The organism is uncultured Algoriphagus sp. (genome assembly GCF_963974365.1).
Classification (GTDB): Bacteria; Bacteroidota; Bacteroidia; order Cytophagales; family Cyclobacteriaceae; genus Algoriphagus.
Map to the genome: position 1 here is coordinate 1 of NZ_CAXBBX010000001.1, position 19539 is coordinate 19539.

General features: G+C 41.6%; 18 protein-coding genes. 15 read left to right on the forward strand and 3 right to left on the reverse strand.

All coding sequences use genetic code 11. The features are described from left to right. Positions 1-59 precede the first annotated feature (59 nt). Together AACZ87_RS00005 and AACZ87_RS00010 are read right to left on the reverse strand one after the other, a co-directional pair. Complete coding sequence (locus tag AACZ87_RS00005; RefSeq protein ID WP_339863642.1) at positions 60-2048, reverse strand: PspC domain-containing protein; 1989 nt, start codon at positions 2046-2048, stop codon at positions 60-62. A 94-nt stretch (positions 2049-2142) separates the two neighbouring features. After that, positions 2143-2472: a PadR family transcriptional regulator gene (locus AACZ87_RS00010; RefSeq protein ID WP_339863644.1), complete on the reverse strand. Its 330-nt coding sequence runs from the start codon at positions 2470-2472 to the stop codon at positions 2143-2145. A gap of 644 nt (positions 2473-3116) precedes the next feature. Here AACZ87_RS00010 and AACZ87_RS00015 point away from each other — a divergent pair. From AACZ87_RS00015 to AACZ87_RS00055, 9 genes are all read left to right on the forward strand, one after another. Next, the gene (locus AACZ87_RS00015) at positions 3117-3290 is read left to right on the forward strand and encodes a hypothetical protein (protein ID WP_339863646.1); all 174 of its coding nucleotides are present in this window, start codon (positions 3117-3119) and stop codon (positions 3288-3290) included. Between the two features lie 43 nt (positions 3291-3333). Then, positions 3334-4413, forward strand: a complete 1080-nt coding sequence (locus AACZ87_RS00020) for a PorV/PorQ family protein (RefSeq protein ID WP_339864515.1) — start codon at positions 3334-3336, stop codon at positions 4411-4413. Then, complete coding sequence (locus AACZ87_RS00025; RefSeq protein ID WP_339863648.1) at positions 4410-9428, forward strand: C25 family cysteine peptidase; 5019 nt, start codon at positions 4410-4412, stop codon at positions 9426-9428. The genes AACZ87_RS00020 and AACZ87_RS00025 overlap by 4 nt, the downstream gene beginning before the upstream one ends. A gap of 109 nt (positions 9429-9537) precedes the next feature. Continuing rightward, a complete protein-coding gene (locus tag AACZ87_RS00030) occupies positions 9538-10071 on the forward strand; it encodes a hypothetical protein (protein ID WP_339863650.1) in 534 nt (177 codons plus the stop codon). 174 nt (positions 10072-10245) lie between these two features. After that, on the forward strand, positions 10246-10521 hold the full coding sequence (locus tag AACZ87_RS00035) for a hypothetical protein (protein WP_339863652.1): 276 nt from the start codon (positions 10246-10248) through the stop codon (positions 10519-10521). A gap of 140 nt (positions 10522-10661) precedes the next feature. Further along, a complete protein-coding gene (locus tag AACZ87_RS00040; RefSeq protein WP_339863654.1) occupies positions 10662-10925 on the forward strand; it encodes a TIGR03643 family protein in 264 nt (87 codons plus the stop codon). Further along, entirely contained in the window at positions 10925-12046 is a 1122-nt protein-coding gene (locus AACZ87_RS00045; RefSeq protein WP_339863656.1) for an FAD-binding domain-containing protein, read from the forward strand. The genes AACZ87_RS00040 and AACZ87_RS00045 overlap by 1 nt, the downstream gene beginning before the upstream one ends. Before the next feature lie 8 nt (positions 12047-12054). Then, positions 12055-12684 (forward strand): flavin reductase, encoded by a 630-nt coding sequence (locus tag AACZ87_RS00050; RefSeq protein ID WP_339863658.1) that lies wholly within the window; start codon positions 12055-12057, stop codon positions 12682-12684. Further along, positions 12681-12821: a DUF2256 domain-containing protein gene (locus AACZ87_RS00055; RefSeq protein WP_339863659.1), complete on the forward strand. Its 141-nt coding sequence runs from the start codon at positions 12681-12683 to the stop codon at positions 12819-12821. Before AACZ87_RS00050 ends, AACZ87_RS00055 begins: the two co-directional genes overlap by 4 nt. A gap of 70 nt (positions 12822-12891) precedes the next feature. Here the strand turns inward: AACZ87_RS00055 and AACZ87_RS00060 are convergent, their stop codons facing one another. Next, positions 12892-13587 carry a VTT domain-containing protein gene (locus tag AACZ87_RS00060; protein WP_339863660.1) on the reverse strand — a complete coding sequence of 232 codons (696 nt, stop codon included), beginning with the start codon at positions 13585-13587 and terminating at the stop codon, positions 12892-12894. Between the two features lie 102 nt (positions 13588-13689). On the opposite strand from AACZ87_RS00060, the gene AACZ87_RS00065 reads away from it, so the two are divergent. The 6 genes from AACZ87_RS00065 to AACZ87_RS00090 all read left to right on the forward strand — a co-directional run bounded on the left by AACZ87_RS00065 (position 13690) and on the right by AACZ87_RS00090 (position 19537). Next, complete coding sequence (locus AACZ87_RS00065) at positions 13690-14862, forward strand: cystathionine gamma-synthase (RefSeq protein WP_339864517.1); 1173 nt, start codon at positions 13690-13692, stop codon at positions 14860-14862. Between the two features lie 515 nt (positions 14863-15377). Next, positions 15378-15764 (forward strand): DoxX family protein, encoded by a 387-nt coding sequence (locus tag AACZ87_RS00070; protein ID WP_339863661.1) that lies wholly within the window; start codon positions 15378-15380, stop codon positions 15762-15764. Positions 15765-15766: 2 nt separating this feature from the next. Further along, positions 15767-15985, forward strand: a complete 219-nt coding sequence (locus tag AACZ87_RS00075; protein ID WP_339863663.1) for a DUF4287 domain-containing protein — start codon at positions 15767-15769, stop codon at positions 15983-15985. Between the two features lie 86 nt (positions 15986-16071). Further along, complete coding sequence (locus AACZ87_RS00080; protein ID WP_339863665.1) at positions 16072-16920, forward strand: methylated-DNA--[protein]-cysteine S-methyltransferase; 849 nt, start codon at positions 16072-16074, stop codon at positions 16918-16920. Positions 16921-16929: 9 nt separating this feature from the next. Further along, on the forward strand, positions 16930-17541 hold the full coding sequence (locus AACZ87_RS00085; protein ID WP_339863667.1) for an alpha-ketoglutarate-dependent dioxygenase AlkB: 612 nt from the start codon (positions 16930-16932) through the stop codon (positions 17539-17541). A 352-nt stretch (positions 17542-17893) separates the two neighbouring features. Continuing rightward, a complete protein-coding gene (locus AACZ87_RS00090; protein ID WP_339863669.1) occupies positions 17894-19537 on the forward strand; it encodes a TldD/PmbA family protein in 1644 nt (547 codons plus the stop codon). The last annotated feature ends 2 nt before the right edge of the window (positions 19538-19539 follow it).

Genomic DNA, 19539 nt, shown 5'->3' on the forward strand with positions numbered 1-19539 from the left:
CTAGCCGAGTAATCGACTAGCCTTTTAAACTATCTATTTTTGAGACAGCCTCTTTATTATTAGTCAAGTACGTCTGCGGTATCTACGGGAGCTTGGGACTGATTAAATTTTGCCCTGCTGATACTGTCGAGTTGTGCTCTGTCGTATTCTCCAGTATCAGGTTCTTCTACCTCAAAGTTTACATCTTCAGTATCCTCCTCCAGCTCAACTTCCTCTTTGCAAGTCAAGCATACTAATCCCTGCTCATTAAATGTCCAGATTGCATTTTGGGAAAGATCGTTTGAACTGTAGCCATTTCTATAAATGGTGTTTCTTAGGATTTCGAGAAGCGAGCGTTCCATGATAAATGGTTTATCATAAGGTATCTCCAGAAAGAGATTCAGTTTTTGATCTCTGAACTTATCCAAGTTGGAAACATCGTAACCTTCATCGAAAGTGATCATAGAATCCAATACATCATAATGGTAAGTGATCATTTTGGCATTGTTCATTGCCTCAGCTTTGGTTTTGCCTCTGGCAAAGAAATCCTCGCGAAGTGTGACTGTGCTATCAGAAGTCCCTTCGATTTTCAGGTTTACGTTATTGAATGTAGACTCTTCACCGATTGGGTTTAGTCGCAGAATCATGATTCCTTCAGTGACAGGCACTGTGTTTTCGATTTTATGCCAGTTCTCTTCTTTGAATTGTGCTACGATCAATGGGATTTGGAAAGCACAGATTCCTACACAAAGCAACCATAAGCCAAGTGCTACAAAGCCAAATCGTGAGCCAATTAGATTCTTTTGCATCAAAACGCTAAGTCCTAGCAGAATGATGATGATACCTGGGATGATCAACAGGAACGATGCTCCTACCACTAACCAAATTGGAATCAGATTGGAAAATAGCTCCACTGGGAAATTATCCATTAGTACTCGGTAGTCGTCGTTGGTAAATATGCCCAAGTAAACTGCCAAGCTAAATATAGGTGCGATGGTCAATCCTAATCCGATAAAGAATACAAACAAACCGAAGATCACCCGGATCACATTCAGGAAGAATCTTCCTAATGGTCCCAAAGCTGATCCAATAGCTTCGATGACCTGTCCTATTATTCTAAATGGAGTAAGGAGGATTTGTCTCGTTCTTGACTCTGGTGCTTTTGGGATAGGGTTGATGTTTTCCTTCAAGGTCGAATCAATATTATCCAACGTGATTTCACCACCCTTCATACGAATACGCTCAGTGATCGAACTGGCCACTGGTGTGATAATCCATAGAATCAGATAGATCAGGAATCCTGATCCGCCTGCCAAAATCAAAAAGGCCAATGCCAATCTTGTATAGACCACTTCCACACCGAAGTAAGCTGCCAATCCACTTGCCACACCACCGATTACCTTATCGTCAGGATTTCGGTAAAGTTTCTTGATGTTTTTATCCTCTTCTATTTCATAGGAAACTGGCAGGATAATCCAAAGTACGATGTAGGCGATGGCTGCAAAGATTCCAAAACTTAGGTTCAATCTGAAGTCATCAAATGGCCAGATGTCTAAGAATCCAAAGTTGAAACGCAGATTTCCAGAGAAAAGCAAAAGGATAGCGATCAGTCTCGTCCAAAGTGGATCTATGGTAAAGTAATGAGCCACTCCGGCGCATACACCTCCAAGGATTTTACGGTTTTCAAGGCGCATTAATTTTTTATACCCTTTTCTCTCAGAATCCGGAGGAGTGACATACTTATAGAAATCCTGGTCTTTGGAAGCATTTTCCTCTTCTTGATCAGCTTCTGCTTTTTCCTCATCTACAGAGGCAAAATCCGCTATAGTACCCATCTTCTCGATGAGTTTGTCAACGTTTTCCGCAGAGATTACCTGCTTATTGTTTTTCAGGTTACTGAGAAAGATCTCGGCAATTCGGTTTTCAATATCAGAGATGATCTCGTGATTGTCTTTATAGGAAGAAAAGTGCTGATTGATCGCATCCAGGTATTTTCGGAGCGTGTCGTAGCCGTCTTCCTCGATGTGGAAAAGAATCCCACTGATGTTTATACTTATAGTCTTTTTCATCTGTTTGTCATTAAATTTTTACGGTCAGATGGAATCTCGCCTGTTAGAGAGTTGCTCCACTTTGAGATAGTTGATGTAGGGATAGCTTTCATGATCAATTCTTTGAGGTGATAAGAAGGGTGGAATTGACTAGTGAATCCCAGGTGTTGGAGAGTGTGCCCAGAAAGGATTTTCCTTCTTCCGTGATGGAGTAGTATTTCCTCGGCGGACCGGATTCAGACTCTACCCAGCGATATTCGACCAATGAGGCTGACTTCAGACGATTGAGCAGCGGGTACAGCGTGCCTTCCACTACGATCATTTGAGCTTGGGTCAGCTCTTCGATCAAATCTGAAGTATAAACCTCGCCTCGAGAGATGATATGCAACACGCAAAACTCCAAGAGTCCTTTGCGCATTTGAATCTGTGTGTTGGCGACATTCATTTGTAAGGTGATTATGTGTCAATGTTTCGGGAAATACCTATTTCCGTCCCTTCTTGGTAAAGAAAAATTATACCAATCTTTCCCAAGCTACCTTGTATAACCTATTTCCTTGTGATAAACAGGTAGTAGGTATAGTGATATAGTCAAAAAACCACTCTTAATTCACTCAGATCGATGTTTTAGGTTTTTTGAACGTGGAGGAAAAAAAGTTTTCAAAAAAAATATTGGCTTTCCAACTTTAATAAAATGTTAAATTTCTGAACATATTTATGTACGGGGGCGGACAGGTGAGCTGGGATATGGGAGAAGTAAATTGATTACTGATCGTGCCTTTGGCACTCTTCGCTATTTTAATATGCTGCATTAACCCAGAATTGCATTCTGGGCTTTTACAGGTATTGCCTTTGGCAAACTGTTTATTCAATCTACTTTTTGTGCCCAAGGCACAAATGGTAATAGCTAAGAATACAGCGAAGCGAGATTCAGGGTAATGAGGTTCATTGAGGATACTAAGAGTGCCAACGGCACGATCCGAATTAATGCTTATTTCTGTTTTCCGTCAATCAAAGCCAAATCCAGTTTCCATGTTTTAGGTGTATTTCCGCAATTGTATCAGTAAATGATTAAAATCGACTTATCTATAGGTGAAAACTCGCATTGCGGTAATTTCGCTCACCGGTCTTCCTGCAAAGCAGGAAAAGAAAGTAAGTAAGGTTTCTGGCATTACAAGAGATAATAAAAGCGGCATTATTTCATTATTTTCCGCACCAGTTACAATTGGACTGATTATTTGGTTTATTTTGAAAGGTGAATTTTAGCAGAGCAACTACAGTTTTTTATTCCTTTCTCTTAATCCTCTTAGTGGGAGGGAGTACGCATGTTTTTTCCCAGGATTTAGCTCCCAAATATTCCAATGAATTTCTCAGCATAGGAGTAGGAGCCAGAGCACTTGGGATGGGTGGAGCACAGGTCTCAGCCGTTCGTGATGTGACGGCAGCCTATTGGAATCCCGCGGCCCTGATGGGAGTCCAGCATAAATATGAGTTCAGTCTGATGCACTCGGAATACTTTGCCGGAGTAGCCCAATACGATTACCTAAGTTTCACTACGCCGATCAAAGATCAAAGCCAAGTGGCAGTTTCGCTGATTCGCTTTGGAGTGGACGATATTCCCGATACCCGATTTCTCTATGATGCGAATGGCGCTTTGAATTACAATAATATCCAGTTTTTCAATGCGGCAGATTATGCCATGCTACTCTCCTATGCACGGGATCTATCAGACAAATTCAAAGTGGGAATGAACGCCAAAATTATCCATAGAAATGTAGGCAAATTCGCCCAAGCTTGGGGATTTGGATTGGATGTGGGCGGAATCTATGTGAAAGAGAAGCTGACTCTGGGATTGATGGTTCGTGATATCACGACCACTTTCAATGCCTGGTCGCACAATGCAGAATTGGTGCGGGAGATCTATTCCCAAACAGACAATGAGATTCCTGTTAATTCGGTAGAGCTAACCTTGCCAAGAGCGATTTCCTCTGTGGCTTACACTTTTCAGATTGGAAAGCAGTTCAGTTTGCTTACGACCCTGGACTTGGATATGACCTTTGATGGGGAAAGAAATACCGTGATTAGCACGCCTTTGCTAAGTATAGACCCAAGGTTTGGGCTGGAAGCAGGTTTTCAGAATATTGCTTTCCTACGTGCAGGTGTTGGGAATTTCCAGTACATCAAGGATTTTGACGGATCGGAAAGCTTGAATATGCAGCCGAGTATGGGCATTGGGGTTTTTATCAGTGAGCGATTTCAGATTGATTATGCGCTTTCTGATATTGGAAATGTGTCGGAGACACCCTATTCCCATGTGTTTAGTGTAAAAGTGAGTTTGGAGAAATTGGATCCTGATTTCAGGAAATATAAAAGCTGGACAGACAAATGATGAAAAAACTCACCCTTGTTTTTCTGGCATTGCTAATGCTTTCCAACCTAGCTCTAGCTCAGCAGGCCGTCTGGTATAATTATGACCAAACTTACTATAAAATCCCAACTGGTTCGGATGGAATTCATCGAATTTCCGCCACTTCACTAAACAACTCAGGGATAAACCTGACAGGCTTGGACCCTAGAACTATCCGCATTTATCATAGAGGAAAGGAAGTTGCGATTCATGTAGAAGGAGAAAATGACGGGAAGTTTGATGCGGGCGATTACATAGATTTCTTTGGGCAACGAAACGACGGGACGGTGGATAAGTTGCTTTACACGGACTTTGAAAAGATCCCAAATCCATATTTCAACACCAATTCTGATACCACTGCTTTTTTCCTCACAGTCACCACTGGGCAGAATGGAAAGCGGATGAATCTCCGATCTGCCCCAGAGGGATCCTTGCCAGTAGCGACAAGTTATGCATCAGAGAAATTATTGGCTCTTGGTGAGCAATATTCACTGGGTGTGGGTTATGCATTTGACTTTAGATTATCCAAATTTGATCAGGGGCAAGGGTGGATGTCAGCCGTCATCACAAAAGGAAATACCCGACAGCTAACCTTGAATCAACTCGGAGTAATGGGGACAGGCACCGCCAAGCTCGAAATCGGATTGGTAGGTAGGTCGTATAATCCTCACACCACAAGAATTTTGGCTGGACCTACTGCAGCAAATCAGCGGCTTATAGGCACTATTTCGAGTCTTCAATACGAGTATCCTCAGGTCACCTTAGACCTAGCTATGAGTGACTTCAATTCGGACGGAAGTATAGTCATTGGGGTGAATTCAGCTGGGTCGGAAGCTACCGATAATATATCTGTGGCTTACGCCAAAATCACTTATAGAAATAGTGTCAGTTCTGGTGATTTTGCTTCGAAGTTGTTCATTTCTCCTTCTGGAAATCAGAGAATCCAACTCTCAGGGATTTCAGGTAATTATTCTGCACTAGAAATCTCCGATCGGACTAATCCTCAGAAAGTTCAGCTTAGTAAATCTGGGCAAACCTTGTCTTTCAGGTCTTCTGTCTCAAGTGATTCCAGCAGAGTTTGGATTCAAAACGAGGAGAATATCATCCCGATTGCTACGCTAGAGCCGGTCAAATTCAGGAACTACCTAGCTCAGGCCGCAAATTATATTTTGGTAGGACATTCAGCTTTGGAGCAGCCCACCACCCAATTTGACAATCCCTTAAAATCCTATGCTGAACACAGAGCTTCGCCAGCTGGAGGTGGCTTCGATACGTTGACCCTAAAAATGGAGGATTTGTATAATCAATTTTCCTACGGAGAATATACTCCCGCAGCGATTTATGAGTTTTTGAGAGCGTATTTTCCAGTGCATAAACCTACACATATGCTGCTAGCGGGAAGGGCTTTGGCGATTTATTCTACAGCCAGAGCTGGAGGAGTAACTTATTTCTACCGAAACAACCCAGCCGCGTTTAGCTTTCGGGATCTTGTTCCTGCAGGTGGGTTTCCTTTTTCAGACAATGTCTACACGTTGGGACTTGATCCTTCTAAACCCGATGCTCCAGCATTAGCTGTAGGGAGAATTCCTGCCAGAAATGCCCAAAACCTAGCTGATTACCTAGGCAAAGTTATTGAAAAAGATGCTGTAGGGATTTCTGAGGCCTGGCAAAAGGAGTTGGTGCATCTCAGTGGAGGTGAATCAGAATTTGAGTTGGAGAGGTATTACAACTTTATGAATGGTTTTAAAACCATTGCCGAAGGGCCTTATCTAGGTGGAAATGTGACTACGTATCGAAAACGATCCAACTCTACCATCGAAGTGATCGACATCACGGGGGATCTGAATGAAGGTCGTTCCATGCTTACCTTTTTTGGGCATGGCGCCCCTACAGTGATTGACATTGAAATCGGGTTTGCCTCGGATCCTACCTTGAATTATCAGAACAAAGGCAAGTATCCAATTATGCTTTTTAATGGCTGCGATTACGGAGCTGCTTACGGCAACAGCTATACGCAAGGTGAGGACTGGGTGATCACGCCGGACAAAGGCGCCGTTTCCGTATTGGCGAACTCGGCTATTGGGGTGGATGTGTACCTGCGTCGCTATTCAGATATGTTTTACAGGAAAGCTTTTGCGGATAGCACCTTGATCTATCGCACGATGGGAGAGGTGAAGCGGGAGGCTGAGGAGGCATACATTGATAGCTATGGCACAAGTCCACTGTCCTACTCGCACATGGAGCAGATGATTAATTATGGTGATCCGGGACTCAGAATTTTCCCTGCGGACAAAGCTGATTATGCTGTGAAGGTGGAAGAAGTATCAATAGATAGTTTTGATGAGATTCCCGTATCTGTGCTTTCAGATAGTTTGAAATTAAGTTTTGTGTTGAGAAATATTGGTAGAGTTGATACAGATTCTATCGAATACAAAGTGACTAGAAGGCTACCAGATGGATCTATGGAGACTTTTGATCCGGTGAAAATCCCGTATATCCCCCGTGTTGACTCACTCTTTTTTACCATACCAAATACCGGCCGAAATTCAGCTGGAGAGAACACCTTTACCATTGAAGTGAATTCCGCCAGAGATGTGGATGAAATGACTTTTGTGAATAATACGGTCAACTACACGAAATTTATTTCACTCAGTGGCACACTGAATATTTACCCACTGGATTATGGCATTGTCACTAGTACCACGACTACGCTGGTAGCTCAGGCACCTGGGAAGGTTACGACTGATCGTACCATTATCATTCAACTGGATACCGCAGCTTCCTTTAATTCTGCGTACCGCAAAGAAGTTCGAGTGACCACGAGAGGTTTGGCAGAAATGCCTCTGCCGCTGACTGCTTTTTCGGATAGCACGACTTTCTATTGGAGATCAAAATTTCAGGAAGTCAACCCTGGAGAGACAGACGCCTGGACGAGTTCCAGTTTCTCCTTAATTCCAGCTGGCCCGGAAGGCTGGACTCAGCGAACAAGCTATCAGCTCGATGAGGATCAATTGACCAATCTGGAGATCAAGGAGACGGATAGAACCTGGAAGTACAAGGAGATTCAGGAGAAAATCGAAGTGTTCACTGTTGGAGCTGGAGTGGATACCCTTTCATTCAGAAACACCCAATTCTATCTGGATCAGATCCCGCAGATCATCGATAATGTGAACAATGCCAATAGTCGTCTCTGTCCAAACGGCTCCCTCGGTTTGGTGGCTTTTGAGCAAAAAAGTCTGATGCCATACCTCGCAATTCCTGTTCCGGGCTTTGATATTTTGGATTCTCGGGCTTGTGGTCGCGTGCCGCAAATGATCCAAAGTATCCAGAATTCCTGGATTACCACACCAGGTCAGCGAATGTTGATTGATTATGTGAACAACGTCAAGGTCGGGGATTATGTGGTGGTCTTCACTGTGGGCAATGTGACTTTTGAGGCTTGGCCAGATATTGCTTTTGAAAAACTGAAGGAATTCGGAGCAAGCGAGGCTACACTGAGAGCCTTGAAAACCGGTGAGCCTTATATTCTTTACGGGAGAAAAGGCATGCGTCCGGGCGAGGCGATTGAGATTGTGGGTGACAAAACCATGGAAGTTCCGGCTTCCCAGCAGACACTTTCCTTTGATACTGAGCTTTCGGGTTACATGACTTCTGGGATGATTTTGACCCCTAGAGTTGGTCCCGCGTCCACTTGGGAGCGTTTCTTCCAACACGTGAATGCGAGAAACTGGATCAATGAGGAGGAGAAAACTTACTTTGACATCATCGGAGTGAAGGAAAATGGGGAGGAAGACTTGCTGATTGGGAATACGTTCGATCAGGAAATGGATCTTTCCTTTATCAATTCGGAGACTTATCCTTACTTGAAACTTCGATATAGCATGAACGATGAGGAGTCCACCGCTCCGGCTCAGTTGGATAAGTGGCAGGTAAATTATACCGGAGTGCCAGAAGGTGTGTTGATTCTAAAATCCGCCAAAGAGCAAGTCAATCTTCGGGAAGGGGAGACGGGCTTGCTCGAACTGCAATTCAAGAATATCTCGAAGTACAACTTCCTGGATTCTATTCAGGTGGATTGGAAAATGACCAATCTATCGAGCAAGAAAGTAGAGGAGTTTTCGAAGAAATTCCCTGCGTTGAAGGCTGGAGAGGCTTTTGACTTTACGATTGAGTTTAATTCCATCGGGAAAACAGGGGAGAATAGGCTGGAGATTTTTGCCAATCCTAGAATTCAACGGGAACAAACTTTCCGTAACAATCAGGTGGATATGGGGCCGTACTTCATCGTTGAGGGAGATAATTCCACTGCTTTGCTGGATGTGAACTTTGATGGAATCTACATTATGGATGGGGATATCGTCTCGCCAAATGTGCTAATCACGGCTCTTCTGAAAAATGACCAGACCTTGATTTATAAAAAGGACACCGTCGGTCTGGATCTGTACCTCAAGCAAAACTGCGAATCCTGTGACTTCAAACGGGTAAGTTTCTCCAATCCAAACCTAACTTGGACACCGGCTTCCGAAGATGAGGACTTCAAAGTTTCCCTGATTCCTGGACCTCTGGAAGATGGAATTTATACCCTTCGGGTGGTCAATGAGGATTCCAGCGAACCTTATGAGATTACGTTTGAAGTGATCAATGAATCCCAGATCACGAACTTTTATCCGTATCCAAATCCATTCAGTACCTCGGTTCGCTTTGTCTTTACGGTGACGGGCATGGAAGTGCCCGATGAAATCAAGATTCAGATTATGACTGTGACCGGAAAGGTAGTCAGGGAGATCTTGCAGAATGAATTGGGTCCAATCCGAATCGGGAACAACCTGACCGAGTACGCTTGGGACGGCAAGGATGAGTTTGGAGATCAGCTTGCCAATGGTGTCTATATCTACCGCGTGCTGGTCCGCAAAAACGGGCAGTTTATGGAGCATAGACCTACTGCCGGAGACAAGGCATTTAAAAAGGGATATGGGAAGATGTATTTGTTGAGGTAGTGAGGTAGAGTGGGAAAAAGAATGTTTCGATTTTAGTGGAGACTGGTTCTTTCATTAGTTGTGAAAGAGTTAGAAAATGTTTAGTAGGTATAATTCAAAATCCCGAAAAATGGAAAATATTCTACAGAGTTTCAAAGATGAAATTGAAGAGTTGTTTAAAGCCTATAGAATGGCGCATTTCTCATTGTATAACATGAAAAGCACATATTACAATTTCAAGATTAGTAATCCTGAAATAGAAAATTTTGTTTTGGAAGATGAAGATTTTAATAATCTTGTTCGATTTAATGAAAAGGAAATAAATAAAAACTCTGAGGGAGGTTCATACCAAAGAATAATTGCCGGGAGTACTATTGCCATGTTTTTTAATATTTGGGAAGATAAATACCGGAAGATAATTGCTGAAAAAGTTGGTGTAAAAAAGGATGATATCAAAAGTGATTTTTTTGCCGAATTGCGATTAATAAGACAAAGTGTTACTCATAATAATTTTCAAGCTATAAGGGACTTGAAAAGACTAGATAAATTAAGTTTTGTTGGTGATCCAACTCATCTAAAATTGTCAAGTTTTGAAGTGCAAAAAATTTATGAGGAGCTTGTAAAAGAAATTGATCAGATAGCCTCCCTCTATTCTGCGCATTGAGGCTAGCAGTATTTCATACCCTGCTGAGCGCAGTCTAGGAGTTGCAGTAGATATGTGAGTTTGCAACTATACCTTTCTATCAATTAGAGATTGTAATTTGATTATATTCTAAAAATTAGTTGATCAGAATTAGCAAATTAGGAATTGCTACAAAAAGTAAAACACACCAATCAAATGAATAGAGGAATAAACGACAGAAGTTTGATAATTATTAATTTTATAATTGTGGCTTATTTCATTCTGATTTGGGTTGTCAATTACTTTGAATTAGAATTTGTGCTAATTGGAGTTTTTGTTGAGCTACTCACCATTCCATTTTTGCTTGCCCAACTTGTTTTTTTATTCCTCGGGATAAAATTTGTCTTCCAAAACGAAAAACGTCCTTTGATGATTTTTAGCCTTTTGGCTTTAGCCCTATGCACATTTTTTACAATTGGCAGTTTTTTTTAATCCACACTCCAAAGAAGAATTTGGCTTTAGGAGAAATCCAGATTAGTCAAAACATTTCCACCTCCAAACAGCTTTACAAGTAGTATAGATTGACAATCCATTTCTTAGGAAAAATGGGTTTTAGCAAAAGAATTATACTAATGACAGAGCGGGAAATTGATAGAATTATAGAAATGGCTTGGGAAGATAGAACTCCTTTTGAAGCGATAGAAACGCAATTTGGAGTTGCTGAGGTAGAAGTGATCAAATTGATGCGGAGGGAGTTGAAAGAGAGTTCTTTCAAAATGTGGAGAAAGCGCGTAAACTCTGGAGTAAGCCAGAAACACCTGAAAAAGAGGAGTTCTGATATCGAGCGATTCAAATGCAGCAGGCAAAGAAGTATCTCCAATAATAAGATAACCTAGTGCATACTTTTCCAACGGATTTACCTTCGATAGAAAGTCGGGTTCGAGCCATTGATCCTGTAAGCTATGCAGCGACCCGGAATTACAAAGACGGGGCAGTAACCCATCTGAGCCCATATATTTCCAGAGGTGTGATTTCTACCAAGCAAGTTTTTGAACACATCAAAACCTTGGGTTTGCCTTGGTATAAAGTTGAGAAACTCGTTCAGGAACTGGCCTGGAGAGATTACTGGCAGCAGGTATGGATTGCGAAAGGAGAGGGGATTGAGCGAGATCTCAAACAGGATCAAACCCCAATTTCAAATCATCAGATTCCGTCTGCAATAGTTAATGCTGAGACAGGAATTGAGGAAGTGGATAAGGCGATCATTGAGCTTTACGAGACTGGTTATATGCATAATCATATGCGTATGTACGTGGCATCTATCTGCTGCAATATTGCCAATTCCCATTGGCTTCAGCCTGCAAAATGGTTGTATGGGCACTTACTGGATGGAGATTTAGCGAGCAATCACCTAAGTTGGCAGTGGGTGGCCGGAGCTTTTTCCAGTAAGAAATATTATGCGAACCAATGGAACATCAATACCTACTTTAAGAGTGATCAAAAAGACACTTTTCTTGATTTGCAATACGAGGAGTTTGAGCATTTAGAGATACCGGGCAAATTACTTGATACTGTTCCTTTCGATTTGGAGACATTACTTCCAAGTCATTTACAACCAGAGCTTGTCAAGAATAAAACCACACTCATTTACAATTACTACAATCTCGATCCTTACTGGCATCAAGGAGAAAATGTGCAACGGGTTTTATTGCTGGAGCCATCCTTTTTTATGGAAAACCCAGTGAGCCAAAAATGTATTGACTTTGCATTGGATCTGGCAACTAATATTAAGGGTGTCCAGCTTTTCGTGGGTGAGCTTTCTGATTTGGAAGAGCTAGTCAACTCTGAACATTTTATTTTCAAAGAGCATCCAAAGAATACTCATTATAAAGGCAAAGAAGAGCCTCGGGAATGGATGAGTACTGTAAAAGGTTACTATCCATCTTTTTTCGCCTTTTGGAAAAAGTGTAAAAAGGAAATTCGATACGAATCGGACAAGGAGCAGGAAAAACAATAAATACCACTATGCATCTAAATAAAGAAGAAATAGAAGGACTTGAGCGAAGCTATAAATTGAATTTAATCAACTCGATTTCCGGGATTAAACCTGCAAATCTGATTGGGACTAGGTCATTAGATGGCAAGGATAATGTCGCAATTTTCTCTTCTGTGGTGCATTTGGGGTCAAGCCCTGCTCAACTGGCTTTCATTATGCGCCCGCAAACTGAGATTCCTCGGGATACATATCCCAATATTATGGAAACGGGATTTTACACTATCAATCATGTTTCAGAGGCATTTATAGAAAAAGCGCATTATACCTCAGCTAAATTGGAAAAAGGGGACTGTGAATTTGAAAGGATGAAGTTGAAGCCAGAGTATATTGGAGACTTCCATGCGCCTTTTGTGAAGGAAAGTCCTGTTAAAATAGGGATGAAGCATTCGGAAAGTATTCCCTTGCCTAATGGATGTATTTTCGTAATTGGTTCGGTGGAGATGATCATCTGTCCGGATGATATCATCAATGACCTAGGGCAAATGAATTTAGAAAGTTATGCTGGTATCGGGATTTCAGGTTTGAATACCTATTATGGCTTAACTAAACTGGACTCTTTTCCCTATGTACGGGAAAATGAAATTCCTGAATTCAAGTGAAGAAATCAGACCTGCCAGCAAAAAATTGCCTAGTGTGTAAAAGACCTTTTGCTTGGCGAAAAAAATGGGAAAAGAACTGGGAAGAGGTGAAGTATTGCAGTGAAAGATGTAGGAGGAATAGAGCAGAAAGACTTTGATGAAATCATCAAGCAACTACGAGAATTAAGAGTTGGGGTCTAACCTTGATCATTGACTAGTGCACATACTTCATTTTTTCTTTTTTCTCAGGTAATTATAAATCCCTGCAACGCCGATTACCAATAGAGCAAGTCCAATTCCCCACTGTAAAGGACTATTCATAGATTCTTTGGCAGCTATATAGGAATTGGCAATGACTCCGGCGGCGAAAGCGATGACGGTTCTAGTGAGCATACCAGGAATACCATAAACCAATACTTTCCAAATCTTGATATTCAACGAGGCAAAGAGAAAATTGGATACTGCAAAGGGTACAATCGGAGAGATTCTTACGAAAAAGACCAGGGATCCTTCCTTTTCTTTTCGGGATTCTACTTCTTTCCGGAATTTCGGGTTTTTCTTAAAAAGTAATTCGGTAAAACCCATGTTGGTGATTTTGCCTAACCCATATCCCAAAACCGAGGCCAGAGAATACCCCAAAATCAAGAAGGGTAAGGAAGCCCAACCGAAGTAGAATCCAGACGCTAGCGCGATGAGCGTAGTTGGCAGCAGAGCCAAGCCCATCAGAAGCGCTCCAATTGCTGTATATACGAAGAAATCCAAACCACTTTCAAGATGGTATGCTTCTAGGAGATTATACTTTGTGGCAAAAATCACACTTCCTATGAAGGGCATTGCAGTGACCCAAAGCCAGGCAAAAATTCCTGCAGGGTGACTGCCGAAGTACCTTCGGATAGTTTTGAATATCCTGCCCTTTTTTGTCATATTTGGTCTCTTAACTAGTGGATCTACTGGGAATGTCTGCAAGTTTAACATGCCCTGTTTAAAATAACCCTGAAAATCTTAACTGATTTTAATTTTCCAACGATCCAAAACAACCTAAACCAATTACGAATGAAATTTGGAACAAAAGCCATACATGCCGGAATAGAGCCAGATCCTGCTACTGGAGCGATCATGACTCCCATTTACCAGACTTCCACTTATGTGCAATCGTCGCCTGGGGATCACAAAGGTTATGAGTATTCCCGAACACATAATCCAACTCGAACTGCTTTGCAAAATAACCTTGCAGCGCTGGAAAATGGAAAACATGGAATTTGTTTTTCCTCTGGCTTAGGAGCTATCGATGCGGTAATCAAGTTATTTAATCCAGGTGATGAAATAATCAGCACCAATGATTTATATGGTGGAACTTATCGTCTATTCACCAAGGTCTATGAGCGATATGGCATCAAATTCAAGTTTGTGCCTATGTCAGATCCTACTTCAATAGCTGATCATATTACTGAAAAGACCAGGATGATCTGGGTAGAAACGCCTACTAATCCGATGATGAATATCATCGATATTGCTGCAGTAGCAAAGTTGGGTAAAGGCAATAAAATCATAGTGGCGGTAGATAATACATTTGCATCTCCCTACCTTCAAAATCCACTGGATCTCGGGGCAGATATTGTGATGCACTCTGTGACCAAATACCTAGGCGGGCACTCCGATGTGGTAATGGGAGCTTTAGTTGTGAATGATGATGAGTTAGCGGAAAAACTGGTTTTCATCCAAAATGCATCTGGCGCAACTCCAGGTCCACAGGACTGTTTCTTGGTAATTAGAGGAATCAAAACACTTCACCTAAGAATGGAGCGCCACTCTCAAAACGGGAAAACAATCGCTGCCTATCTTAAGAATCATCCAAAAGTAGATAAGGTTTATTGGCCGGGCTTCGAAGATCATCCAAACCATGCAATTGCCAAAAAGCAAATGCGTGATTACGGTGGAATGATTTCGTTCACTTTGGTTGGAAATAAAGAAGCTGATGCAAGAAAAGTAATGGAGAGCTTTCATTTATTTGCCTTGGCAGAATCTCTCGGTGGAGTAGAATCGCTTTGTGGACACCCAGCTTCTATGACTCATGCGAGTATCCCAAAAGAAGAGCGGGAAAAAGTAGGGTTGGTTGAATCCCTGATTCGATTGAGTGTAGGCGTGGAAGATGCCGAAGATTTGAAGAATGATTTGGCCAATGCATTGGAGAAGATTTAAAGAATAAGAATAGTAATACCGAAGCCGTTCGTTTTTAGCGAACGGCTTTTTGTTTTTTAATCGCAAGCTCCGCGGAGGTTTTCTCAGAGAATCAAATTCATGATATTACCGATCGTGCCGTTGGCACTCTTAGATTTTTCCATTTTGCATTTGAACCCCGAATTTCGCTGCGCTGTATTCGGGGCTGATACGGGTTGTGCCGTTGGCACAATGGTTAATTCAAGCTAAACAATAACCGAATACTTTCTTTTTATTGTGTTTATTTAATTCCTGAACCTTGTAAATCGTAATGTCTAAAAAAGAATCCTTGCCAACGGCAAGGCCTGTAAAAGCCCAGAATCCAATTCTGGGTCATATGGAATTCGATTTTTTAAATTGAGTGCCAACGGCACGATCAGTATTGAAAAGCCCCATCAATTTTTCTCCTTCGCAAATCACCTCCTCTTTGTCACTATTCCACCTCACCTAACTGCGAAATTCCTTAGATCTTTGACTGTCATTTAAAACGTAATAAGATGGATTCTACTAAAAGAGATAAAATCATTTTCTGGACAGCAACGAGCTTTATCTTTCTTTTTGAAGGCGTGATGCCTGCCCTCACTTCTCAGACAGATCTAGCGAAACAAGGTGTTCAACATTTAGGCTACCCCATGTATTTCGGGAATACTTTGGTTGTTTTTAAAGTATGTGGCACGCTCATTTTGATGATCCCTAAGTTTCCAAAACGAGTGAAAGAATGGGCTTATGCGGGATTTACATTCGACTTTATTTTTGCTTGTATTAGCCACTATGCGGTAGATGGATTTGGGTTTAATGCCATATTCCCACTTATCATTTTAGCAATTTTAATGGTCTCTTATGTTTATTTTCACAAATTGAACCCTGAACTCAAAACCTCCTGATTATGTCATTTCAAGCTTACTTGGACAATATTCAAACAAAGACAGGAAAAACTCCCACAGACTTTAAAGAACTAGCCTCTTCAAAGGGCTTTTATCTTGATGGAAAAATCGCTCCAGGGATCAAAGCAACCGAAATTACAAATTGGTTGAAGGAGGATTTTGATTTGGGACATGGTCACGCCATGGCAATTTATGCCTTACTTAAAGGGAAAAAGGAGTAGAAAGTAGTTTGTTTTTAAACTCCGCAAGAATCGGGTTTTGCAATTTCCTTATTCAGGGTACTTTTGAATAACCTAGTATTCAGAATATGAACGAAAGTCAATCCATCAATTTCCATCGTATCGCCGAAGCGATTGCTTATATACAGGCTAATTTCAAAAGCCAACCTTCTTTGGAGGAAATTGCAGAGCAAGTTCATCTGAGTCCGTTTCACTTCCAGCGCATGTTTAGTGAATGGGCAGGAGTGAGCCCAAAGAAATTTATGCAATTCCTGAGCGTGGAATATGCCAAGCAGCTTTTGAAAGGCAAAGAAGCCACGCTTTTTGAAGCTGCTCAGGAAACTGGGCTTTCAAGCACAGGCAGATTACATGATTTATTTGTCAAAATTGAGGGGATGACTCCGGGTGAATTCAAGAATGGAGGAGAAAATCTTCAGATCAATTATAGCTTTGCAGAAAGTCCTTTTGGAGAAATCATTGTGGCTTCCACTTCCAAAGGCATTTGTCACTTGGCCTTTTTCTCAGATCAGGAAGAAGGAGAATCTACGATGAAAGCCCGCTTTCCCAATGCGAATTATCATCAGTTGGTGGATAAAATTCAGCAAGAAGCTTTGTATATTTTTCAGCATGACTGGAACAAACTCAATCAGATCAAGTTGCATTTGCATGGTACTCCTTTTCAATTAAAGGTTTGGGATGCGTTGCTGAAGATTCCAATGGGAAATCTGACTACTTACGGTAGCATAGCTGAAGAAATAGAAAAACCAAAAGCTTCCCGCGCTATTGGAACTGCAATTGGGAGTAATCCTGTTGCTTTCCTGATCCCTTGCCATCGTGTGATTCAATCCAGCGGCAAAATCGGAGGTTATATGTGGGGGAATACAAGAAAGTCAGCAATTATTGGTTGGGAAGCAGCCCAGCTAAATGGAGAAGTTTAAAAAGCTCAAATGGATTTATTCAATCAGGATTCACTAGAAAATGTAAATCTTCTACCCAAAGACGGAGTAGTAAATTACTTTGGAAAGATTATGCCCACAGCCAGTGCTTTGGACTATATGGATTACCTGTTGAACGGGATTCAATGGAAGAATGATGTAGCAGTGATTTTTGGAAAGCGAATAGAAACCAAGCGTAAAGTGGCTTGGTATGCCGAAAAGCCTTTTGAATACACTTATTCTAACAACACAAAAACGGCATTGCCATGGACCAAGGAATTGTTGGAGTTAAAGGAGATTGTAGAAAAGAAATCTGGGGAAACTTTCAATTCCTGCTTGCTGAATTTGTATCATAATGGGAGTGAGGGAATGGCATGGCATAGTGATGGGGAAACGGACTTGAAAAAGGATGGTGCCATTGCTTCGGTAAGTTTTGGAGCCGAACGAAAATTTGCTTTCAAGCATAAGGCAACCAAAGAGACTGTTTCGCAGATTTTAGAAAATGGGAGTTTACTGGTGATGAAAGGAACTACTCAGACGCATTGGGTTCATAGACTACCGCCAACTAAGCTGGTTTCTAAACCTCGAGTCAATTTGACCTTCCGGACGATAGTGAGGTGTTAATGATAGCAGGGTTTTCAGTATTGGCTATATTTCAATAAAGTCACCCAATTTCCTTTCTTCAATTTTTAGAGTTTTTTCAATCAAAGGGTGAAAAAATCCAGATTTTGGAATTCCCAACAGGGATTTTTCAATTTGCACCCTGAATTTTTACCGAGTCTGTATTTTTATTTTTCTTAATCCAAGTATAACAGTACTTTGATAGAAGTATTAACCATTGTTTTAACCCTAAGAATATAAACCAAACACTTTAACCAGTAGATCAAATTGAAATCCAATATGAAAATATCCTACCAATCGTAGAATATGTTGCATAGGAGATTCAATGTGACCTACTACTTGTCAAATTTAAACCATGAAAAGAAGAGATTTTATCCACCTTTCCGGGATGGGGCTAGGAGCCCTCGCCACTTCCGGGTTAGTCATGATGGGAAATCCTGTATCGGCTGAGCAATTGCTTGAGCCAGGTATGGATCCAGCGGCTAAGAAAGTACTTGCAGACATAGCATTGAATGCCGCCAGAACCAAAGGCGCTACTTACACTGATGTTCGTATCGGAAGATACTTGCGTCAAAATGTAAGCACAAGAGAAAAAAACGTTCAAAATATCTCAAACTCTGAGACGTTTGGGGTTGGCATTCGAGTGATAGCAAACGGTACTTGGGGTTTTTCTGCTACTTCAGATGTGACACCAGATGGCATTAAGAGCTGTGCAGAAACCGCCGTGGCTATCGCAAAAGCGAATTCCAAATTGCAAAAGGAACCTGTAGTGCTTGCTCCAGTAAGTGGTCATGGGGAAGTGACTTGGAATACCCCTATTCAGAAGAATGCGATGGAAATCCCTGTTAAGGATAAAATTGACCTACTTCTAAACGTGAATAATTCTGCGATGGACAACGGCGCTGCTTTTGTCAACTCCGCTCTATTTGTAATCAATGAGCAGAAATATTTTGCTTCTACCGATGGTTCTTATATTGATCAGGATATCCATAGGATCTGGCCTACGTTTTCAGTCACCGCTGTGAACAAAGGAGCCGGGGGATTCCGAAGCAGGCAAGCACTAAGTGCTCCTATGGGAATGGGCTATGAATACATGGATGGCCTAGCTAAGGATAAAGTCATGAATCCTGCTGGCTTTAATAGCTATAAAAATTCGTATGACATGGTGGAAGATGCAGTCAACGCTGCGAAACATGCCACCGAGAAAATCTCCGCAAAATCTGTGATTCCGGGCAAATATGACCTAGTACTCGACCCTGATCACTTAGGACTGACGATTCACGAATCTGTAGGACACCCGCTTGAGTTGGACCGTGTACTGGGCTATGAGGCAAATTATGCCGGTACTAGCTTTGCTACACTGGACAAATGGAAATCTGGTGACTTTAAGTATGGTTCTGATAAAGTAAATATTGTTGCAGATAAGATTCAGCCTTATTCCCTGGGAAATACAGGCTATGACGATGAAGGCGTAAAGTGTAAGGAGTGGGATTTGATCAAGGATGGAATTCTTGTGAATTATCAGGCTATCCGTGATCAAGTTCAAATATTAGGAGAAAAGGAATCCAACGGTTGTGCTTTTGCAGATAATTGGAGTTCAGTTCAGTTCCAGCGTATGCCAAATGTTTCTTTGCGTCCTGGTAAAGAAAAGTTGAGTCCAGCTGATATGATTAAGAATGTCGAAAAAGGGATTTACATCCTTGGACGAGGTTCATATTCCATCGATCAGCAGCGTTACAACTTCCAGTTTGGAGGTCAGTTGTTCTACGAAATCAAGGATGGAAAAATCGCAGGAATGCTAGAAGATGTAGCTTATCAGTCCAACACGCAGGAGTTTTGGAATTCTTGCTCCCAGATATGTGATGAAGATGATTACAGGTTCTTTGGGTCATTCAATGACGGCAAAGGTCAACCTTCACAATCATCAGCAGTTTCTCATGGCAGTTCAACTACCCGTTTTGACGGTGTGAACGTGATCAATACGGGAAGAAATATTTAACC

Excerpts from the sequence above, each read along its gene's own strand:
- AACZ87_RS00005 (WP_339863642.1), bottom strand. The coding sequence starts at position 2,048 with ATGAAAAAGACTATAAGTATAAACATCAGTGGGATTCTTTTCCACATC.
- AACZ87_RS00010 (WP_339863644.1), bottom strand. The coding sequence starts at position 2,472 with ATGAATGTCGCCAACACACAGATTCAAATGCGCAAAGGACTCTTGGAG.
- AACZ87_RS00025 (WP_339863648.1), top strand. The coding sequence starts at position 4,410 with ATGATGAAAAAACTCACCCTTGTTTTTCTGGCATTGCTAATGCTTTCC.
- AACZ87_RS00030 (WP_339863650.1), top strand. The coding sequence starts at position 9,538 with ATGGAAAATATTCTACAGAGTTTCAAAGATGAAATTGAAGAGTTGTTT.
- AACZ87_RS00035 (WP_339863652.1), top strand. The coding sequence starts at position 10,246 with ATGAATAGAGGAATAAACGACAGAAGTTTGATAATTATTAATTTTATA.
- AACZ87_RS00040 (WP_339863654.1), top strand. The coding sequence starts at position 10,662 with ATGACAGAGCGGGAAATTGATAGAATTATAGAAATGGCTTGGGAAGAT.
- AACZ87_RS00050 (WP_339863658.1), top strand. The coding sequence starts at position 12,055 with ATGCATCTAAATAAAGAAGAAATAGAAGGACTTGAGCGAAGCTATAAA.
- AACZ87_RS00060 (WP_339863660.1), bottom strand. The coding sequence starts at position 13,587 with ATGACAAAAAAGGGCAGGATATTCAAAACTATCCGAAGGTACTTCGGC.
- AACZ87_RS00070 (WP_339863661.1), top strand. The coding sequence starts at position 15,378 with ATGGATTCTACTAAAAGAGATAAAATCATTTTCTGGACAGCAACGAGC.
- AACZ87_RS00075 (WP_339863663.1), top strand. The coding sequence starts at position 15,767 with ATGTCATTTCAAGCTTACTTGGACAATATTCAAACAAAGACAGGAAAA.
- AACZ87_RS00080 (WP_339863665.1), top strand. The coding sequence starts at position 16,072 with ATGAACGAAAGTCAATCCATCAATTTCCATCGTATCGCCGAAGCGATT.
- AACZ87_RS00085 (WP_339863667.1), top strand. The coding sequence starts at position 16,930 with ATGGATTTATTCAATCAGGATTCACTAGAAAATGTAAATCTTCTACCC.
- AACZ87_RS00090 (WP_339863669.1), top strand. The coding sequence starts at position 17,894 with ATGAAAAGAAGAGATTTTATCCACCTTTCCGGGATGGGGCTAGGAGCC.